The sequence below is a fragment of the Yoonia sp. SDW83-1 genome (assembly GCF_046762885.1).
Classification (GTDB): Bacteria; Pseudomonadota; Alphaproteobacteria; order Rhodobacterales; family Rhodobacteraceae; genus Yoonia.
The window spans coordinates 431,436-447,314 of sequence record NZ_JBKQXO010000001.1 but is presented as its reverse complement, the minus strand read 5'-3'; the positions used below and the strand labels follow the sequence as shown (position 1 = coordinate 447,314).

Annotated in this window: 18 protein-coding genes; 9 read left to right on the top strand and 9 right to left on the bottom strand. The window is 58.7% G+C overall.

The genetic code is table 11. The features are described 5' to 3' along the window. Positions 1–97: 97 nt before the first annotated feature. From ACFWW4_RS02320 to ACFWW4_RS02305, 4 genes are all read left to right on the top strand, one after another. A complete protein-coding gene (locus tag ACFWW4_RS02320) occupies positions 98–1,273 on the top strand; it encodes an acetyl-CoA C-acetyltransferase (protein ID WP_411889383.1) in 1,176 nt (391 codons plus the stop codon). Between the two features lie 34 nt (positions 1,274–1,307). After that, on the top strand, positions 1,308–2,144 hold the full coding sequence (locus ACFWW4_RS02315; protein WP_411889382.1) for a patatin-like phospholipase family protein: 837 nt from the start codon (positions 1,308–1,310) through the stop codon (positions 2,142–2,144). A gap of 18 nt (positions 2,145–2,162) precedes the next feature. Further along, a complete protein-coding gene (gene phbB / locus ACFWW4_RS02310; protein WP_411889381.1) occupies positions 2,163–2,888 on the top strand; it encodes an acetoacetyl-CoA reductase in 726 nt (241 codons plus the stop codon). Positions 2,889–3,197: 309 nt separating this feature from the next. Continuing rightward, positions 3,198–4,142, top strand: a complete 945-nt coding sequence (locus ACFWW4_RS02305; RefSeq protein ID WP_411889380.1) for a transcriptional regulator GcvA — start codon at positions 3,198–3,200, stop codon at positions 4,140–4,142. Between the two features lie 37 nt (positions 4,143–4,179). Here ACFWW4_RS02305 and ACFWW4_RS02300 read toward each other — a convergent pair whose 3' ends face one another. The 3 genes from ACFWW4_RS02300 to ACFWW4_RS02290 form a co-directional block, all read right to left on the bottom strand. Continuing rightward, positions 4,180–4,347 (bottom strand): YdcH family protein, encoded by a 168-nt coding sequence (locus tag ACFWW4_RS02300; RefSeq protein ID WP_393928003.1) that lies wholly within the window; start codon positions 4,345–4,347, stop codon positions 4,180–4,182. A 118-nt stretch (positions 4,348–4,465) separates the two neighbouring features. Beyond that, a complete protein-coding gene (locus ACFWW4_RS02295; RefSeq protein ID WP_411889379.1) occupies positions 4,466–5,242 on the bottom strand; it encodes a tRNA1(Val) (adenine(37)-N6)-methyltransferase in 777 nt (258 codons plus the stop codon). Continuing rightward, the gene (locus tag ACFWW4_RS02290) at positions 5,214–5,432 is read right to left on the bottom strand and encodes a DUF2007 domain-containing protein (RefSeq protein ID WP_108386257.1); all 219 of its coding nucleotides are present in this window, start codon (positions 5,430–5,432) and stop codon (positions 5,214–5,216) included. Before ACFWW4_RS02290 ends, ACFWW4_RS02295 begins: the two co-directional genes overlap by 29 nt. 55 nt (positions 5,433–5,487) lie before the next feature. Between ACFWW4_RS02290 and ACFWW4_RS02285 the strand changes: the two genes are divergently transcribed. The 3 genes from ACFWW4_RS02285 to ACFWW4_RS02275 are packed head-to-tail and all read left to right on the top strand — an operon-like array spanning position 5,488 to position 7,682. Further along, on the top strand, positions 5,488–6,486 hold the full coding sequence (locus tag ACFWW4_RS02285) for a polyprenyl synthetase family protein (protein WP_411889378.1): 999 nt from the start codon (positions 5,488–5,490) through the stop codon (positions 6,484–6,486). Then, entirely contained in the window at positions 6,483–6,824 is a 342-nt protein-coding gene (locus ACFWW4_RS02280; RefSeq protein ID WP_411889377.1) for a copper resistance protein CopC, read from the top strand. Before ACFWW4_RS02285 ends, ACFWW4_RS02280 begins: the two co-directional genes overlap by 4 nt. Positions 6,825–6,827: 3 nt before the next feature. Beyond that, a complete protein-coding gene (locus ACFWW4_RS02275; RefSeq protein WP_411889376.1) occupies positions 6,828–7,682 on the top strand; it encodes a copper resistance D family protein in 855 nt (284 codons plus the stop codon). Positions 7,683–7,917: 235 nt separating this feature from the next. Here ACFWW4_RS02275 and ACFWW4_RS02270 read toward each other — a convergent pair whose 3' ends face one another. The 3 genes from ACFWW4_RS02270 to ACFWW4_RS02260 all read right to left on the bottom strand — a co-directional run bounded on the left by ACFWW4_RS02270 (position 7,918) and on the right by ACFWW4_RS02260 (position 11,268). Continuing rightward, complete coding sequence (locus ACFWW4_RS02270) at positions 7,918–8,541, bottom strand: hypothetical protein (RefSeq protein WP_411889375.1); 624 nt, start codon at positions 8,539–8,541, stop codon at positions 7,918–7,920. 176 nt (positions 8,542–8,717) lie between these two features. Next, entirely contained in the window at positions 8,718–9,575 is an 858-nt protein-coding gene (locus ACFWW4_RS02265) for a 4-(cytidine 5'-diphospho)-2-C-methyl-D-erythritol kinase (protein WP_411889374.1), read from the bottom strand. Next, positions 9,562–11,268, bottom strand: a complete 1,707-nt coding sequence (locus ACFWW4_RS02260; protein ID WP_411889373.1) for a tetratricopeptide repeat protein — start codon at positions 11,266–11,268, stop codon at positions 9,562–9,564. Before ACFWW4_RS02260 ends, ACFWW4_RS02265 begins: the two co-directional genes overlap by 14 nt. A gap of 670 nt (positions 11,269–11,938) precedes the next feature. On the opposite strand from ACFWW4_RS02260, the gene ACFWW4_RS02255 reads away from it, so the two are divergent. Continuing rightward, on the top strand, positions 11,939–12,742 hold the full coding sequence (locus ACFWW4_RS02255; protein WP_411889372.1) for a hypothetical protein: 804 nt from the start codon (positions 11,939–11,941) through the stop codon (positions 12,740–12,742). Positions 12,743–12,892: 150 nt separating this feature from the next. Here the strand turns inward: ACFWW4_RS02255 and ACFWW4_RS02250 are convergent, their stop codons facing one another. Genes ACFWW4_RS02250 through ACFWW4_RS02240 form a run of 3 tightly spaced genes read right to left on the bottom strand, consistent with a single transcriptional unit; the run spans position 12,893 to position 15,198 of the window. After that, positions 12,893–13,114, bottom strand: a complete 222-nt coding sequence (locus ACFWW4_RS02250; protein ID WP_411889371.1) for a hypothetical protein — start codon at positions 13,112–13,114, stop codon at positions 12,893–12,895. Further along, the gene (locus ACFWW4_RS02245) at positions 13,099–13,539 is read right to left on the bottom strand and encodes a DUF1493 family protein (RefSeq protein WP_411889370.1); all 441 of its coding nucleotides are present in this window, start codon (positions 13,537–13,539) and stop codon (positions 13,099–13,101) included. Before ACFWW4_RS02245 ends, ACFWW4_RS02250 begins: the two co-directional genes overlap by 16 nt. Positions 13,540–13,548: 9 nt before the next feature. Next, the gene (locus tag ACFWW4_RS02240) at positions 13,549–15,198 is read right to left on the bottom strand and encodes an electron transfer flavoprotein-ubiquinone oxidoreductase (RefSeq protein ID WP_411889369.1); all 1,650 of its coding nucleotides are present in this window, start codon (positions 15,196–15,198) and stop codon (positions 13,549–13,551) included. 199 nt (positions 15,199–15,397) lie between these two features. Between ACFWW4_RS02240 and greA the strand changes: the two genes are divergently transcribed. Continuing rightward, on the top strand, positions 15,398–15,868 hold the full coding sequence (greA, locus tag ACFWW4_RS02235) for a transcription elongation factor GreA (RefSeq protein WP_393927994.1): 471 nt from the start codon (positions 15,398–15,400) through the stop codon (positions 15,866–15,868). Positions 15,869–15,879 lie beyond the last annotated feature (11 nt).

Below are 15,879 nucleotides of genomic sequence, written 5' to 3'. Positions count from 1 at the left end.
CAATAAACAAGTGGAGAGCGGCAGGGGGGCCTGCTCAAACCCAACGGGTATGTCCGGCCTCGTCCTGCCAAGGGAACAAACCTGAAGGGACCTATTCATGACCAATGTTGTTATCGCTTCTGCCGCCCGCACCGCCGTCGGCAGCTTCATGGGGGCGTTCGCCAATACCCCCGCCCATGACCTCGGCACGCGCGTGCTGGAAGAGGTGGTCGACCGCGCCGGCATCGACAAATCCGAAGTCAGCGAAACAATCCTTGGTCAGGTCCTGACAGCCGCGCAAGGCCAGAACCCGGCGCGTCAGGCCCATATCAACGCAGGCCTGCCAAAAGAAGCCGCCGCCTGGGGTATCAATCAGGTTTGCGGGTCCGGCCTACGTGCCGTCGCCCTTGGCGCCCAGCATATCCAACTGGGTGATGCCGACATCGTCGCTGCAGGCGGTCAGGAAAGCATGACACTCAGCCCCCACGCCGCCGCCTTGCGCGCCGGTCAGAAAATGGGCGACATGAAATATATCGACACCATGATCCGCGATGGGTTGTGGGATGCTTTCAACAACTACCACATGGGGCAGACAGCCGAAAACGTGGCCGACCAATGGCAGATCACCCGCGACATGCAGGATGAATTTGCCGTCGCCTCCCAGAACAAGGCCGAAGCCGCCCAGAAAGCCGGCAAATTCGCCGATGAAATCGCTGCCTTCACCGTCAAGACCCGCAAGGGCGACATTGTGGTCGATCAGGATGAATATATCCGCCACGGCGCCACCATCGAAGCGATGCAAAAACTGCGCCCCGCCTTTACCAAGGATGGTTCGGTCACCGCGGCCAACGCCTCAGGCCTGAATGACGGGGCCGCGGCCACGCTGCTGATGTCTGCTGACAACGCTGAAAAGCGGGGGATCGAGCCGCTGGCGCGCATCGCATCCTACGCCACCGCTGGGCTTGACCCGTCGATCATGGGCGTCGGGCCGATCCACGCATCCCGCAAGGCGCTGGAAAAGGCAGGCTGGTCCGTTGACGACCTCGACCTTGTCGAAGCCAACGAAGCCTTCGCGGCCCAAGCCTGTGCGGTCAACAAAGATATGGGCTGGGACCCTTCAATCGTGAACGTCAATGGCGGGGCCATCGCCATCGGTCACCCCATCGGAGCGTCCGGTTGCCGGGTTCTGAACACGCTTCTGTTCGAAATGAAACGGCGCGACGCCAAGAAAGGCCTAGCCACGCTGTGCATCGGCGGCGGCATGGGTGTCGCACTTTGCGTCGAACGCCCGTAAGCGTGGCGATCAGCCGCGATAGGCATGCCGCCTGATGAACACTGGTCAACACCACTATGATCAGTTGGTGTTCTCGGGCGGCGGCACGCGCTGTTTCTGGCAGGGCGGATTTCTTGATGTGGTCCGGGGCAAACTTGCCCTGGATCCCACAAGGATCGCCGGGGTCAGCGGTGGTGCGCTGACCGGGGTCGGTTTCATCGCCCATTGCGGGCCTCGCGTTCTTGAAACAATGAAATCCGCTTTCGCGGCACAAGACAGCAACATCCCCTGGAACGAACCGGACGATACCGACGGGCTGACACTGCACCAGCGGGTCTATCGGGACGTCATCGAAGAGGTTGTCACAACCAACGTCGCATCTGACGTGGCCAATGGACCAGCCTACCAAATCCTGCTTGGGCATCCGCCAAGCGACAGCACGTTCAGCGCTACCGCCGCCACCCTTGCCTACGAGGCTGAATTGCACCTGATCAACGCGCCGCATTTCAACTGGGCCGAAAAGATCGGCGTGACATCGACGCTGGTCGATGCCAACGCGGCAGCGCGCGACGGACGGCTGGCCGATCTGGTCTGCGCTGCAGCGACGATCCCACCCATTTTCGACATGCCGCTTTGGGATGGCAAACCGGTCATCGACGGGGGCATGGCCGATCAGGCGCCGATGCCTGATCCTGACCGTGGGCGCACTCTTGTGCTGCTGACCCGGCACTATCGCAATGTGCCTGATCATCCCGACCTGCATTATATCGCACCAGAAAACGAAACCCCCGCCGACAAGATCGACTTTACCGACCCCGACAAGATCCAGAAAACCTGGGACTGCGGCGTGGTGGACGGCAGGCAGTTTTTGCAAGAACATCAGATCAACTAACCCAAGGAGGAGAATCATATGTCCCGTGTCGCACTCGTCACCGGAGGATCGCGCGGAATTGGCGCAGCAATTTCAACCGCGCTCAAGGATGCAGGCTATACCGTGGCCGCCACTTATGCCGGGAACGATGAAAAGGCCTCGGCCTTCACATCCGAAACCGGCATCAAGACCTATAAATGGGATGTCGGCAATTACGAGGCCTGCGCCGAGGGTATCAAACAGATCGAAAGTGATCTGGGCCCGGTCGAAATCCTCGTCAACAACGCGGGCATCACCCGCGACGCGCCATTCCATAAAATGACACCGCAGCAGTGGCATGAATGTATCGACACCAACCTGAACGGGGTCTTCAACATGACCCATAATGTCTGGGGCGGAATGCGCGAACGCAAATTCGGGCGGATTGTCACGATCAGCTCGATCAACGGGCAAAAGGGGCAATTCGCCCAGGCCAACTATGCCGCCACAAAGGCAGGCGATATCGGCTTTACCAAGGCGCTGGCTCAGGAAGGCGCGCGTGCGGGCATCACCGTGAACGTCGTCGCGCCCGGCTACATCAACACCGAGATGATGAGCACGATCCCCGAAAAGGTCATGAACGAAGTGATCCTGCCGCAGATCCCAGTCGGGCGTCTGGGTGAAGCATCTGAAATCGCACGCACTGTGGCGTTCCTTGTGTCTGACGATGCCGGGTTCATCACTGGTTCGACCATTTCCGCCAATGGCGGCCAGTACATGAGCTAGCGGGGCATCCCGAACAACAGCAAGGGCCACGCCGCCATGGCGTGGCCCTTTTCCGTTCGGCTGTGTGCACCCAGCCGGAGCGAATTATTTGGCGCGGCGTGTCAGCCACTGCCAGGCGTGGCGCAGAACCGCACTGCGTTCTTCATGGGCGCGTTCAAAACCGTGGCGAACGCGGGCGTTTGGGGTTGTCTCGAACATGGGTCAAATCCTTTTGAGGTGTCTTTTGATCTGCACCCAATATGCGCCTTGAAACACGCCGCGACAAACGAGACTTCCTATAGGTTCAGTTAAGCTGTATTAAACTGAATTATGAAGGAAAGATTACCACCACTCACTGCTCTGCGTGCGTTCGAAGCTGCCGCGCGCCACATGTCATTCGCCAAGGCGGCGGAGGAATTGAACGTCACGCCTGCCGCATTATCCTACCAGATCAAGGCATTAGAGGCGGATTTGGGCACCCCTGTCTTTCGCCGCCTGAACCGCGCCGTGGAACTGACCGAGGCCGGGCGCACCCTTGCCCCGGGCACGTCCGACGCCTTTGGCACCTTGTCTGCGGCCTGGCGCAATGCAAAACGATTGAATGATAGCAGTGTCCTGACCGTGACGGCGGGTCCGGCCTTTACATCAAAATGGCTGGCCCCCCGACTTTACGATTTTGCACAGGCGCATCCCGAAATCGAATTGCGTTTTCACGCCAGCCTGCGCATCGCCGATTTTGATCGGGACGAGGTTGATGTGGCAATCCGGTTTGGCCTGGGCACGACCGGCGATGTCTTTGCCGAACCGCTGATACAGGAATGGATGACACCGATGATGAGCCCGGAACTGGCGCGCGACATCACCGCGCCCGCCGATCTGGCAAGCGCCACGCTGATCCATGACGACTCGATTGCGTTTCTAGAACCGCCTTGCGACTGGGCGGCGTGGTGCAAGGCCGCAGAGATCAACATCCACACAGACCATGGCCCCCGGTTTTCACAAGCCGATCACGCACTTGATGTCGCGATGACCGGGGCAGGGGTCGTGTTGGCCCGCGTCTCTCTGGCGACCCGCGCATTGGAGACAGGGCGCCTGGTCGCTCCGTTTGATCTGGGCATCGTCGCCGACGCACAATTCCGTTTCGTCTGCCCAAAAGGCAACGAGACACGCCCGCATATCAAGGCGTTCCACGACTGGATGATGGATGAGATCAAGGCCTCTCGCAAATACGAGGAGGGTCGTCGGCTTGTCATGGCCAGCGATTTGTCTGATTAGGCACTGGCGGAATACGCCAGCGCCAGATGTCGCAGCTTTAGTGAGCGCTCAGCCGCGTGATTTCTTCCTTGAGTTGCAGCTTCTGCTTCTTCAGCTTCGCAATCTCGAGATCGTCAGTGGCCGGACTGCGTTGAAGAGCTTCGACATGTTCCGAGAGGTGTTGGTGCTTCTTCTTCAGTTCCTGCAAATGCGAACTCAAGCTCATGGTCGTCCTCCTCTGGGTTGGTTAACAAGTTTATTGCACCATATCTAAACCGCCGAGTCACGCTGCAAGGCAGCAATTCGACGTGATAACAGGCTGGATCAGAAAGGTTGCCAGAACATTAATCACCAAAAGGAAGCGCTGCACCATTCCGCAAAATGTCGCGTACCAGCGGGGTATAGCTTTCCTGATCACCCTGATGCACGGCACCTTCATGCATCACCAGCGCTGGCGCCATCCGGAACGCAGCCCTCCCTTCCTGCCGGGCGCGCAGCAAAAAAAGTTCCGGCGCGCGCCCTTCGCGCCCCACAATCGGCAGCACCACGACAGAGCCCAAACGCCCCTCCAGCGCCGCCAGAACCTCTGGCAACCGTTCGATCCGCTGAATGATCGTCAGATAGCTTTTCGGCCCGACCCGGCGCGCACCGACATCCAGCCAATCGGCCAGCGGGGTATTGCCGCCGAGCGCCAGATTGCGGCCCCCGTCATCAGATGCCGTGCCCGCCCCTCGATCAAAATAGGGCGGGTTCATGATCACATGGTCAAACCGCTTCTGACGCAGATCAGCTGGCAAAGCACATAAATCAGCCTCGACAACGTCAAACGCGGCTCCATTCTCAGCCGCGTTGCGCCGTGCGAGGGCCGCATAATCGGCCTGCACTTCTACCCCTGTCAGCGCCAGCCCCGGCACGCGTGCCGCCAGACACAGCGATGCCACACCAACCCCGCACCCCAACTCCAGCACACACTGTCCGGGCTTTGCAGGCACCGATGCGGCCAACAACACCGGATCAACCCCCGCGCGATATCCCCGGCGCGGCTGCCAGGCACGCAGCTTGCCCCCCAGAAAGTCGTCGCAGGTCAGCGCCTCAGTCACGGCCCAGGTCAATCTCACCATCGCGCATCACGGCCTCTGCCATGAACAAATCGCGGTCCATCACCATCAGCCGACGCGGCATTATGCCTATGCTGCCTTCAAGGACGCTCATGTTTACGTCGAAGGTGAACCAGTCTATACCTTCCGCGTCCAGCAGGGCGGTTGCAAAGGCGATGACGGTGGGGTCGTTGGTGCGCAAAAGCTCTTTCATATAGCAGACCTAAGACGGGGCGCGGCCCTTGTCTATCCACATGACGGAACCGTTAATGAGCCTCGATATCGCCGCCACCAAACCGCATGAACAACTGGCCGCGGCACTGTCCGACGACCTGAGCGCGGTCAATGACATGATCCGCGCCCGCATGTCGTCCGAACACGCCCCCCGTATTCCAGAGGTCACGGCCCACTTGGTCGAGGCCGGGGGCAAACGGCTGCGGCCCATGCTGACCCTCGCGGCCGCGCGCATGTGCGGCTATGACGGGCCATACCATGTGCATCTGGCCGCCACGGTCGAATTCATCCACACCGCCACACTGCTACACGACGATGTGGTGGATGAAAGCAAACAGCGGCGCGGGCGACCGACGGCCAACCTGCTTTGGGACAATACCTCCAGCGTGCTGGTCGGCGATTACCTGTTCGCCCGGTCGTTCCAGTTGATGGTCGAAACCGGGTCGATGCGCGTGCTTGATATCCTCGCCAATGCGGCGGCCACCATTGCCGAAGGCGAGGTACTGCAACTGACCGCCGCCAGCGATCTGGCAACAACGGAAGAGATTTACATCAAGGTTGTGCGTGGCAAGACCGCAGCGCTCTTCTCTGCCGCGATGGAGGTGGGGGGCGAGATCGCCGGGCAGGACGCGGCCACCAAACAGGCGCTTTACGACTATGGCGATGCGCTGGGCATCGCGTTTCAGATCGTGGATGACCTGCTTGATTACGGCGGCACCACGGCCACGGGCAAAAACGTCGGCGATGATTTCCGCGAACGCAAACTGACCCTGCCGGTGATCCGGGCGGTGGCCAAGGCGGACGCGACCGAACGGGACTTCTGGGTGCGGACCATCCAGAAAGGACGGCAGGAAGATGGCGATCTTGATCATGCCATCAGCCTTCTGGGCAAACACGGCACTATGGAAACGACGCGGCAGGATGCGATTGCCTGGGCAGATAAGGCAAAAAAGTCGCTATCGGGGATTTCCGACCACCCCCTAAAAACCATGTTGATCGATCTGGCAGACTATGTGGTAGAACGGATTACATGAAATACTTTCTACTTGCCGCGTTTCTCGGCATTTTCGCCTCGGGCGCTTTGGCCCATTCTCCGCTGGAAAACACCAATCCGTTGGATCAATCCAGCATCGCGGTGGCCCCTGAAGAGCTGCAGCTCAATTTTCGCGGGGGGATGCGGCTCACCCGGGTGACAGCGACCCATGATGATGGCGAGGCCTTTGACCTCGACCTGGCTGGGCAGACCGGTTTCGTGTCGGATTACAGTCTGATTTTTCCCGATCAGGGCGCAGGTGTTTATGTGATTGTCTGGCGCGGACTGGGGGATGATGGGCACGCGCAAACGGGCGAATTCACATTCACCGTGGAATGACCCATGCCGGATCTATGGGGCATCATTGAGATCATCACAAAGGCGGCGCTCTATCTTGGGGTTCTGACCTCCTGCGGCACGGCATTTGCGGCCTATATGATCGGGCCGGATCTGGGGCCTTACAGGCGGATCGCGCTGTCCTTTGCCATCCTTGGACTTCTGGCATCGGTGCTGATTTTTTGTCTGCGGGGGGTAACCCTGACCGGGGATGTATCCGGCATGACCGATCCCGAAATCCTTGGCCTGCTCTGGGGCAGTGCGGCCGGTACGGCCTTGATGCTGCGTCTGGCCGGGCTTGGCATACTGATCCTGGGGCTGGTTCTGCCGGGTGGGTTTGTCACGCTGGCGGCCATTGGCGGGCTGGTGGCTGTCGGGTCATTCACCCAGGTCGGACACATATCGCGCTATGACACATGGTGGCTCAGCGTGCTCCTCGCGATCCACCTTGTCGGTGTTGCGTTCTGGATCGGGGTTCTGATCCCGCTCAGGCGATTGGCATTGACCAAAGGCAACCTGTGGCGCGCGGCCGAGGTCGGGGACAAGTTCGGCAAGACCGCCCTGATGACCGTGCCGGTCCTGATCGCGGCAGGTGGGTACATGGGTTACACATTGGTCGGAACGGTCGAGGCACTGACCACAACAGCCTATGGGCAGGCGATCGTGATCAAGGTGGCCCTGGTCGCCGTGCTGCTGTTCTTTGCCGCCATGAACAAACTGCGCTTCGTGCCGCAGGTCAGGCTCGGCAACCGCGAAGCGGCCGAGAGCCTGGCACGCTCCATATCACGCGAATGGGCCGTGATTGGCGGGATCATTGTGGTGACGGCTGTGCTGACCTCGGGGCTGACACTGCCAACCTGACCGCCGCCGGGACAGGTCAGAAATCACAAGGGCCAAATTCGGTATCCTTTGATCCGAACAGCTTTAGCAGGTCTTTGGACCCATGTTTGTCTTGATAATAAATGTCGTCATATTGACCTCATGCTTGCGAATGACGGCGGAAAGTTTGCCCCACTTAACTCTGGAATAAGGGGACCCTCAAAACAACCATTGATGGTCCAGAAGGGTCACGCAGCGGCGTCGTCAGTCAGACGACTTATTCGTCAGCCTCCGCCAGAATACCACCGACCAGCACGGCACCCGTTGTGTTCCCGGCAAACGCGCCGACGACGCGGTCCTGACCAACCACTCCATCAAGCGTTGCAGTCACACCGCCAAAACTGACCTCTCCTCCCAGTTCAGTACCCCCGGCACCGCCATATGTGCCGTTGACAATCAGACCATCGGCCTCGCCCGTGAATGTACGGCCGGTAAAGGTCGCGGTCAGAGTGATATCGCCACTCTGGGTCTGTTCGGTGTTGCCGATATAGGCCAGCTGATAGGTGCCTGTGTAACCGACTGTGCCCGTGTCCACTTCAGCGCCGGGAACCGATGTCGGCGCAAACCCGGCCACACCCAGGAACGTGTTTGTCCCCGTCACACGGCCATAGGCAAAGCTATACCCGCTTAATGTAGAACCTGATCCAGCAAATGACTCCCCACTACCCGACACACCGATCCCCGAAAAATTCTGGTCAGGCAGGGTGCCGTCCATGTTCAGCGTAACAAGTTCTGAATCCGGCACGCTACCGGCACTGATCCCATCAAAGCCCTCAACCGGATCGCAGGCCGCAAGGACGAGGACAGAGCCGGTGACTGCAACTATGCGAATATATGTCATGAACTTCTCTTTCTTTGTCGTACGGACCACCCTGCCGAACCGGACCGGGCATGGACGTGCTGCGGATCCGTGACGGTGGTCAAATTGTCGATTTCTGCTCAATAACCTTGTGACTGCATAAGACACCAATGGTGGTAGCTCGTCTATAACGTATACGGTGATAGGATGTGAACCGCCTAAAGCACCTCAGCCGGCGCGACCCACCAGCTCATCTCTGACACCTGGACGATGCGGGCGACCTGGCGGGCGCTGGCCATGTCCTTGACCAGACCATAGCAAGTGCCGCCAGACCCGGACATACCGGCGGCCGCAACGGCCGGCAGGGCCTTCAGCTTGGCAATCGCCTCCTTGATGGACGGGGCGATCTTGCAGGCGGGGGCCAGCAGATCATTGCGCTGGGCGGTCAGCCAGCGGGCAAAGGCATCAAAATCCAGACCCGGCGGCAGCGGGTTCATCGGCCCGCCTTCTTTTTGGGCGAGCGCCTTGAACACATCTGCGGTCGGCACGTCAACCGGGGGGCGGACCAGCACAAGCGCGCAGTCGGGCAAGGGGGCGACGGGGGACAGCACATCCCCGATCCCCGACATCCGGGTCGGGGCCGGGGCGCGCAGGCAGACCGGCACATCAGCGCCAAGGGCAGTGACTTCGGCGGCGGTCGCGGGCACGGGGGGTACGCCCCACAATTCGGCCAGCATAGCCAGCGTCGCGGCAGCATCAGAAGACCCGCTACCAATACCCGCAGCATGGGGCAGGTGCTTTTCCAGCGTCAGGGCGGCGCCCTTGGTCACACCGCGCGTCTGGCGCAGCGCCTCTGCAGCGCGGATCATCAGGTTATCGGGGCCGGTCGGAACGCCCGTCGAAAACGGACCACTGACCGAAAGACGCAGATCGGGGGCAATACTGGCCGCCAGTTGATCGGCCACGCCAGCAAAAACCACCAGACTGTCCAGCATGTGATAGCCATCGTCGCGCTGGCCGGTCACATGCAAGGTGAGGTTCACCTTGGCAGGGGCATCCCGCTTAATCGTCGCCACTGGCGACACGAATGGGCTGCAGCCCTTCGTCGCGCAAAACCAGATCCAGACCACGGTCCAGCTTGTCGCGAATACGGGCGGCTGCTTCGGCTTCGGGGTCAAAGGACAAGGCGCGGTTCCACTGGAAATGGGCCTCCGTATGGCGGCCCACGGCCCAATATACATCGCCCAGATGGTCGTTGATCACCGGATCAACGGGCAACAGCGACGCGGCACGCTCCATATGGCCGACGGCCTCGTCATAGCGGCCCAGCTGGAACAGGACCCAGCCCAGACTGTCGATAATGGCCCCACTATCGGGGCGGGCGGCAGCGGCGGTTTCGATCATGGCGAGCGCTTCATCCAGCTTTTCACCACGTTCGACCAGCGAATAACCCAGATAGTTCAGCACCTGCGGATGATCCGGGCGCAGTTCCAACGCAGCACGGAAATCCGCCTCTGCCAGGGTCCAGTTGTCCACCTTATGATAGGCAATGCCCCGGGTGTAATGGACGAACCACTTGACCGGGTTCGCCTCGTCATAAAACTCCAGCGCACGGGAATAGGCGGCGGCAGCCTCGGCAAAGCGCTGGGCGCGGCGCAGAGTGTCGCCCTTGCTGGCATGAACTTGCGGCAATTCGGGATGGCTGCGGGCCAGCGCCTCAAGCACCTCAATCGCGGCCTCTTCGCGGCCAGCGGCGTTCAGAACATCGGCGCGGCCAATTTCGGCGGCATGAAAGGCCGGGTCATCACGACCGATGGTCGCATAGGTGTCATTGGCCAGATCGAACTGGCCCAGACTTTCCAAAAGCTCGGCGGTCATCAGCACCGCATCAGTATCGGAAGGCTTCAGATAGGTCGCGGCCCGGACATAAAGCAGGGTATAGGCGTCGGGGGCGTCATCCTTGATCGCACCGGCGACAGCCTGAAAGATATCGGCGATCCCTTCCATCGGGCTTGTGATCGCGTCAAAGGGAACAGCAGTGCCGGATGCCAGCTCAGCACGCAAGGCGGCAGTTGTGGCATCCATACGGCCGCCAAAGACAGCATCCAGAATGGCAATCGCATCATCATTGCGGCCCAGCTGGCTCAGCACCTGGGCATGGGCAACAGCACTGCGGATGCTGTAACGCAAGGTGCCGCCGCTGATGCCGTCGGCAAACACGGCCTCCGCCCCTTCAAAATCCCCGACAGAGGCAAGGGCATAGGCCTTATGGGTCAGGCCATAAACTGTCATGCCTTCGGTTTCGATCACCTGATCGAAACTGGCCAGCGCCTTGGTCATGTCGCCTTCGCCCAGATGGGCCCAGCCTTGGGACAGGCCGTCGACTAACGGGGCAACACCGCGCCCCTGCTCGAGGGCTGCAAAAATCTCACCCCATTCACCTGTTTTGGCGGCCCGCGCGCTCAGGATCAGGTTGGCAATCTGGCTTTGCGCACCGGTATCAACAATCGCTTCGGCAACGGGAATGGCGCGATCCACCTGACCGAGCGCGATGAACGACGTCATCGCATTTTCCAGCAGAAACCCGTTCGCCGGATCCGACGCCAGCGATTTGGTGAAATAGCGCGCGCCAGCTGCAAAATCATTCGCGGCCCCGGCATGTCGACCAGCCAGATAGGCCCCTGCATCGGGGTCGGCGATCACTTGGGTTGCGGGGGAAAGCAGGCACGCCAGCGCAATGGCGGAAATTGAACGTTTAAGCACAGTCACAAAGAACCCTTTTTCGGTTTATGTCAGCCTATGGTGACGGACGCTGGCATGCAATTGCGACATTGTCAGGGCGGCAAATTGTTGCGGTGGTCGCATTTTTTCGATTGGGCCGAAAACCGCACGTTGATGCCAGTAATTAAGGCGACGATGCGCGAATTTCGTTAAGATTTCAAAAAAGTCTAGCCAGCCAAAACCAGTCTTTGCGTCATCACTTTGTTACAAAACCGTCATATCCAAGGGACATGAAGATCATCGAGCGTACGCAAGACCTGCTCATCCTCCGCCCTTGGGGACATCTTCTTCTCATGACGTCCTTTGGCTTTCGCATTGCGTTGTCGCCGCCCGGTTCGACGATGGCTGCATCACCCATGAATAACGGCTAAGCGGTACCAGAATTTGCAGAAGCCCGATGATTCCGTAACCGGGGTCCGCGTGCGTTAAGCTTGGGTTGATGCCTTGTTTTGCTGAGGAACACCCGACGGTCTGGACCGCCGCATACACTTTGATAACGCGGAGTATCCGAAAGCATCTGATCTGAATGGTTTGTGTGACCATTATACGACAAGTAGCAATGAAAGGGCGTTATCAACAAGCCGATTTTCTCTTGAATTGACAGCTAGTCTGGAACACAGCAGAAGCTGACGTATACGCAAAAACACAGAGATAATTCATGCGCTTCACCTCTTTCACCCTCGCGGCACTAGCGGCAGTTTCACTCTCAGCGTGCGACGCGCTGACGACTGACCCCAATAATATTGCCTTCGCCTTCAACCCTGACGACGATGGCACGTCGCTGAACACGACAACCTTCTTTAGGGATAGGGGCGAGAGAATAGTCATCACCCCGAACAAAAACGGGGATATCACACTGCTGTCCGACCGAAGCTTCGATAAGGGACAGATCGAATCCCTAAGTACGATCGATGATTCATCTTTGGCGTTTGTTATCCGCACTGACGACTCAAGCGCCATAGTTGCGGTCGGGCGGGACCCGACCGGACAAGCCTACGTCGGTTCAGTCGTCGGTCGTTACGCCGAAGTCGTCATGCCAGAAACCGGTAACATCAATTTTCAGGGCGACTACGCTGGCTTTCTTCGCAATAACGAAACCGATCAGGTTGTACGTTTTGTGAATGGGACGGCAGTAGTCGTCGCTCAATTCGCGGCCAACGAAACCTACGGCGCTATTCTCAATCGTGAGTTACGTTTCACCGATGACAATAGCCTTGACACCATTCTCACCCTCGAAAATATCACGCTGGAACCAACGGCGATTGATGGGAACGGCCAATTTGCGGGCAATGCCACAGGTGGCGAAATCCTGGACGGTACTACCACCGGCGCAAGCCGCTATGGTGGATATGTGTCTGGCGGCGCCGCCGCAGATGAGATTATCGGCGCCGTTATCATGGAACATGGTGGTGTCGGCACCTTGGATCTCACCGAAACCGGCATCTTCATCGCAAAACGCTAGCCGTTCGGAGCGACGACGGGGCCTGTCTTCGTCGTCGCTCAACTTGCAAATTTGGACCCGGTGATGTGACGGCGCACCTTTTACGGCAAACGGCAATTGAACCAGCGTTGCCGGCCCTCATGCAAACCAGCGGCAAAGGCCGGGTTTAGGTCAAATCGTTAACACGGCATTCACACTTAAACCGCGCGCATCATTAATCCCGCCAAAACCCGCTTTGGGGTCCGACGCTTTGCCGACGCAATGCCGACCGGCCCAAACCCCGCAAAAGCAGGAAATTAACCATGATTCGGCAAATTTGCTGATCACCACCGTTGCACACCCCACCGAACGTTGCTTGGCCGCGCCGTTCAACGGTGCTACGACCTCACCCATTTCACGATTTCATAAGCAATGAACATGGGGGCAGCGACAAGCAATAATGCCAGCGCGCCATACTCGAAAACCCGCCACCATAAACTGGTCCGCACTTCGTGCTCCGGATAGACAAGTGTCCAGTGGCCTGCCTCGGCGGCATCCACCAGCATATCCAGCGTGACGGGCCAGAATGGTATGACCTTACCATCGGCATCTACCGGAAATTCACGCCGACCCATCGGAGGTTCATCGCCAACAAAGTGAAAGTAATCAATGAATTGCGACAGATCCACTTCGAACGTCTCGGCGAAGGCCTTCAGCAGTTCGTCAGCATCATCGCCTTCAATACCATTGCCGATGAACACGTCCGAAGGATCGAAATGCCTCAGGTCCACATCGCTGTATTCGACCACAAGCGCCAGGATATCCTCGCGAATGCTCAACGGGACCGATCACATATTCGGGTAATTCGGCCCGTCGCCGCCCTGCGGGACCGCCCAGGTGATGTTCTGGCTCGGGTCCTTGATATCGCAGGTCTTGCAGTGCACGCAGTTCTGGAAGTTGATGACAAAGCGCGTGTCCTTGCCCTCTTCCTCAACGAATTCATACACCCCCGCCGGGCAGTAACGTGCTGACGGACCTGCATATTTCGGCAGATTGACGTCAACTGGAATGGATGGATCAGCCAGCTGCAGATGGGCAGGCTGGCTTTCCTCGTGATTGGTAAAGCTGAAGGACACGTTCGTCAGCCGGTCAAAGGACAGCGTGCCATCAGGTTTTGGATAGTCGATTTTCTTGTGCTTGCTGGCGTCCTCGGTCGCATCCGCGTCGTTTTTGCCATGGCCCATTGTGCCGATGATCGAAAAGCCCAGCGTGTTGGTCCACATGTCCATACCGCCGATACCCAGCGAGGCGACAAGCCCGTACTTGGACCACAAGGGTTTGACATTGCGTACTTTTTTCAGGTCCTCACCAATCTCGCCCTTGCGCACGGCCTTGTCATAACCGCCCACGAGATCGCCGCTGCGGCCCGCCTTGATCGCCTCGACCGCGGCTTCGGCCGCCGCAATGCCGGACAGCATTGCATTATGGTTGCCCTTGATGCGCGGCACGTTGACCATGCCCGCAGAACAGCCCAGCAGGGCACCGCCCGGGAACTCAAGCTGCGGCATCGACTGGAACCCGCCTTCGGAAATCGCCCGCGCGCCATAGGCCACGCGTTTGCCGCCTTTCAACAGCTCCGCCACCATCGGGTGATGTTTGAAGCGCTGGAATTCCATGTAAGGGAACACATGCGGGTTCTTGTAGTTCAGATGAACCACGAAGCCCACGTAAACCTGATTGTTTTCAAGGTGATAGATAAACGATCCACCGCCGGCATTACCACCCAAAGGCCAGCCCATCGTGTGGGTCACGGTGCCTTCTTTGTGCTTCTCGGGGTCGATTTCCCAGATTTCCTTCATGCCCAGGCCGTATTTCTGAACATCGGATTTCGCGTCCAGTTCGTACTTTGCAATCACCTGCTTTGACAGCGATCCGCGGACACCTTCACCCAGGAACACATACTTGCCGTGCAGTTCCATGCCCGGCTCATAGGACGGGCCGGGGGTACCATCGGCGTTCTTGCCGAACTCACCGGCGACCACGCCTTTGACCTCACCATTGTCGCCATAGACCAGCTCGGAACAGGACATGCCGGGGAAAATCTCAACACCCATTTCCTCGGCCTGTTCTGCCATCCAGCGGCAGACATTTCCCATAGAAACGATATAGTTACCGTGATTGTTCATCAGGGGCGGCATCACGAAATTCGGGATGCGCAGCTTGCCAGCCTCGCCCAGCATGTAGAAATTGTCTTCCTTGACCGGCACGTTCAGCGGCGCGCCTTTTGCCTTCCACTCCGGGATCAGCTTGTTCAGGCCAACGGGGTCCAGCACCGCGCCCGACAGGATATGCGCGCCAACTTCGGACCCTTTTTCAAGAACCACGACATTCAGATCGGCATCCAGCTGTTTCAGGCGGATCGCCGCTGACAGGCCAGCGGGGCCTGCGCCCACGATGACCACATCATATTCCATTGCTTCGCGTTCAATCTCGGCCATCGACACATCCTTTACAAAGCGGGGGTAGAACCCCTTTTATTCAGTCGCAGCAAGCGTTACCTGATGACAGATTAAGGGGCAATCAAGACACAACGTCAAAATGCCCCGGCGCGACACCAAATCGCGGGCCGGGCCTTGACTTTGATACGCCCAAATAGGCTATGAACGTCCGATTGATAGGTTTTGCCTTGGGGGCAATATGGAAAAGATACCACTGACCCGTGCCGGGTTTGACAAACTGGATGCAGAACTCAAGCACCTGAAATCGGTGGAGCGCCCGGCCATTATCCGTGCGATTTCCGAGGCGCGCGAACACGGCGATCTGTCTGAAAATGCGGAATATCATTCCGCCAAGGAAAAGCAGTCCTTTATCGAAGGGCGTGTGAAGGAACTGGAAGGCGTGATTTCGCTGGCCGATGTCATCGACGTGTCCAAACTGTCCGGCACCATCAAATTCGGCGCGACCGTCGCATTGGTCGATGAAGACACGGATGAGGAAAAGACCTATCAGATCGTCGGCGAATACGAGGCCGACATCGAAAACGGCAAGCTGAACATGAAATCGCCGCTGTCCCGGGCCCTGATCGGCAAGGATGAAGGCGATAGCGTCGAGGTGACGACACCCGGCGGCACGCGCAGTTACGAGATCCTCAAGATCAGCTATATCTAGAAAGCGCGCGT